Origin of the sequence: Halomonas sp. NPDC076908 (assembly GCF_050269715.1) — a bacterium.
Lineage (GTDB): Bacteria > Pseudomonadota > Gammaproteobacteria > Pseudomonadales > Halomonadaceae > Vreelandella.
In genome coordinates this window covers 1-3252 of record NZ_JBNNIW010000091.1, presented here as the reverse complement: position 1 = coordinate 3252, position 3252 = coordinate 1, and the positions used below count along the sequence as shown (strand labels likewise).

2 protein-coding genes are annotated in these 3252 nt (G+C 44.2%); one reads left to right on the top strand and one right to left on the bottom strand.

All coding sequences use genetic code 11. The features are described 5' to 3' along the window. Window positions 1–39: 39 nt before the first annotated feature. Window positions 40–2187, bottom strand: coding sequence for a putative bifunctional diguanylate cyclase/phosphodiesterase (locus ACQKE4_RS20405; protein ID WP_427390065.1), 2148 nt, complete (start codon window positions 2185–2187; stop codon window positions 40–42). 452 nt (window positions 2188–2639) lie between these two features. Between ACQKE4_RS20405 and ACQKE4_RS20400 the strand changes: the two genes are divergently transcribed. Next, window positions 2640–2999: a helix-turn-helix domain-containing protein gene (locus tag ACQKE4_RS20400; RefSeq protein WP_427390064.1), complete on the top strand. Its 360-nt coding sequence runs from the start codon at window positions 2640–2642 to the stop codon at window positions 2997–2999. Window positions 3000–3252: the final 253 nt, after the last annotated feature.

Below are 3252 nucleotides of genomic sequence, written 5' to 3'. Positions count from 1 at the left end.
GGTTAAAAAGTAGGCAATTTAAGCCGTGCCAACAGTTTTTTAGTGGCATTCCGTCTTGGGTGCAGTACTTGCTGAGGTGCTATGAGAAATCCGGGTTAGATAGGCAAGCGACGAATACCCGGTACCAAAGTCATCAATCGAAAGTCCCAGCCCTTTGCTTTTCAATGCTTCGGTCATGGCGATGGCCTTTTCAGGGTTCGCCATAATACCGCTTTCGGTAATCTCCAAGCTGAGTTTTGAAGGATCTATATTAAAATGCATGCAGCTGTTAAGTATTCTGGCGACCAAGTCTTCTTCTTCGAACTGTTCAGCAGCGATATTAATCGCTAATTGCCCTGGCATGGCATGGCCTTGATCACTCCATCCAACTACTTTCCTACACGCTTCTTCAATTACCCAGTCGCCAAGCGCGACGATCATGCCGCGTTCTTCGGCAATAGGAATAAACTTACCCGGCGATACATTACCAAGCTCTTCATCATACCAACGACAAAGTGCCTCAGCGCCAATTAGCTTGCCGCTTTTTAAGTCGACTTGAGGCTGAAAGTGCAGGCTTAGTTTTTTGTCTGAAATGGCAATAGCAAGGCGTTTGGCAATATGCAGCTGTTCAGCAACAACGCGACTCATCCAGGGTTCAAACACGCACATCGGCAATTTTTGCCGCTTAGCTTGATACATCGCAATATCAGCATGCTTGAGTAGCTCAAGGGGCGTAGTCGCATGCTGTGGATAAAGAGAGATACCAATACCAACTGAAATTTCAAAGGAGTACTGATCGACCATAAAGGGTAGCGCTAAGCTGTTGCCCAACCGCTGCGCTGTTTCAAAAGCCCCCCGCACCCCAGCTAAAGAACAGATCACGACGAACTCATCACCACCCAAACGCGCCAAATACTCAGACTTTTTTAATACGGTTGAAAAGTTCTTTGCCACCGCCTGAAGCACTAAATCTCCCAGGTCGTGCCCAGCTGTATCATTGATCTCTTTAAAATGATTGAGATCTAGCAGTAATAGCGCTAATTCTGGCGTTTCTGGGTCAGCAAATACACGCTCTAAATGGCGCATAAAAGCAGCGCGATTGGGTAAGTGAGTACCGGGATCAAAAAACGCCAACTGGCGAATACGTACCTCGTCTTTTTGACGTTCAAGCTCGGAGGCCGCTCGCGCGGCAAATATCTGCAGTACATTACGTATCGTGTCTACATCGTCCAAGGGCTTTTTAAACATGACACCAATAAGCCCCATCGGCTGGCCATGACTGTTTTCCAACCGACGTCCTACATAACCATTCACCCAACTCAGTGCCCCTTCGCTCTCCTTGGGCAATATAATGGCGGCTCCCTCATAAACGATGCACTCCTGCTCGACCATCACCTTGTGGCAGGGAACACCTGGTAAATAGTAGGCAAAATTATCCTGGCGCTGACCATTTACATAGAGCGTTAAGGTATGTGCGATATCAGAATCCTGCTCATCCAACAGCGCAATAAACCCCACTTCTGCCGATAATGCATCGGCCATATGGGCTGTCAATTGATGTAAAAACGCTTCGCCAACTTGGCCAGAAACAGCGGTCGCAACACTAACAACGGCGTTTTGAAATTTCTGTTGCTCATTAATAGTATTAATCAGTGCTTCGTTGTGTTTACCAATTCGCTTCAGCGCCCGTTTTTTATATATCAGCTTTTCTTGCGTTTCTCTCTCCGCTAGCTGCCGGGCCAACTCGGCCCCCGCCAATGCAGAACATATGCGCAGCACTTCATCAGTATAAAGAGGGAGTACCAAAGGTGATGAGTGCATTAACGCAATAACGCCTAGGAAGCTGCCATCAGGTGCTGTGATGGCAATACCGAAGTACCCCTCAATGTTCATTGCAGCCAACCGTTCATCATCTGGAAATTGCTGACAAACTTGGGAGGAGACGAAATATCGAGTGCGGTTGGTGACATACTGGCATGGCGTACCTGATAGCGCATATACCTCTTGATTAACAAATTCATCTTGAGACCAAGCCGCCAGTGGAGTCGACTTGCTTAGCTGCCTATCAACATGCTCGACAACAGCATGATCAACACGAAGGATATCCGCTAAAGACTTTACAAGGTGCTGAAAAAAGCCCTCTTTACTGGCGAAGGACAATTTATCCGCTAGTTGTCTAAAAACCGCTGGTGCAGTAGTAGGAGACATGCTATTAAACGCCTTCGAATTTAGTCATGCATAAAATCAAGCCATTCTCCTGCTTTCTTTGAACAGCATTTTTGAAAAATATCATCCCATACTTAACGAAATAAACATTTTTCAAAAATACATCTAAAAAAATATTATTAAAATTCAATAATTAAAAAACCTCAAATCCGCCCCGGCTAAAAAAATAAAAAAACAGCCACTTTTCTATCTACCTGTAACTTCCAGCTCAACTCATAAGCCAGAGATTTCTAACCATTCATTTATTTTTATATTTATGAGATGACGAATTAAAAAATGGCACCCCTCATAACACACATTTCAATGTCGTAACCTCAAGAAACAAAAAGTAACCATCAGCATCCAAATCAACCTTAGACGATGATATTCAACCTAAACAGTCCTTCATGTCAATAGGTCGTTCCTCAACCATCTAGGTCTACATGGAGGACATTGTGAATAAAATAGAAGAGAAACGGCTGGCCATCAGTATTGGCCGAGCCATTGCCAAACAGCGAGTGCGCAGTCAACTAACCCAAGAAGAGGTGGCTGAACGCTTAGGCATCGGCAATGAAGCCGTTTCACGGATTGAACGTGGACGGGTCATTCCTAATATTGTGCGCCTGATAGAGCTAGCTGAAATATTTAATTGCGAAGCTGCCGAGTTACTAGGACAAGCTAGTTTTCATGTCGACGATCAATCAAAACGCATTAAACAACTTATAGCTCCACTAAATCAAAATGACCGGCAGTTGATATTAGATTTTGTTGAGACTCTAACTACACGTTTAAAAAAAGGCGACAAGAGAGAATGACAATTAAAATTAACCATCCTTAAATCTACAACCTATTTTACCTAAAACAATTAACTCATAAAGACGTTTTTTTTGAAACAGCATTACTTTTTGCAAAATCCAAGTAAGGGACTGAATATGCCTACATAATTTTTAAAAATCCCTAGCACATACTATTGCCTGAATCCGTGAGACCGGCCCCCGGAAGCACTTCTAACCCACTGACCTGCATGGCAATATAGCCATTACCGCCATTCACCCAGACAGTGCCATG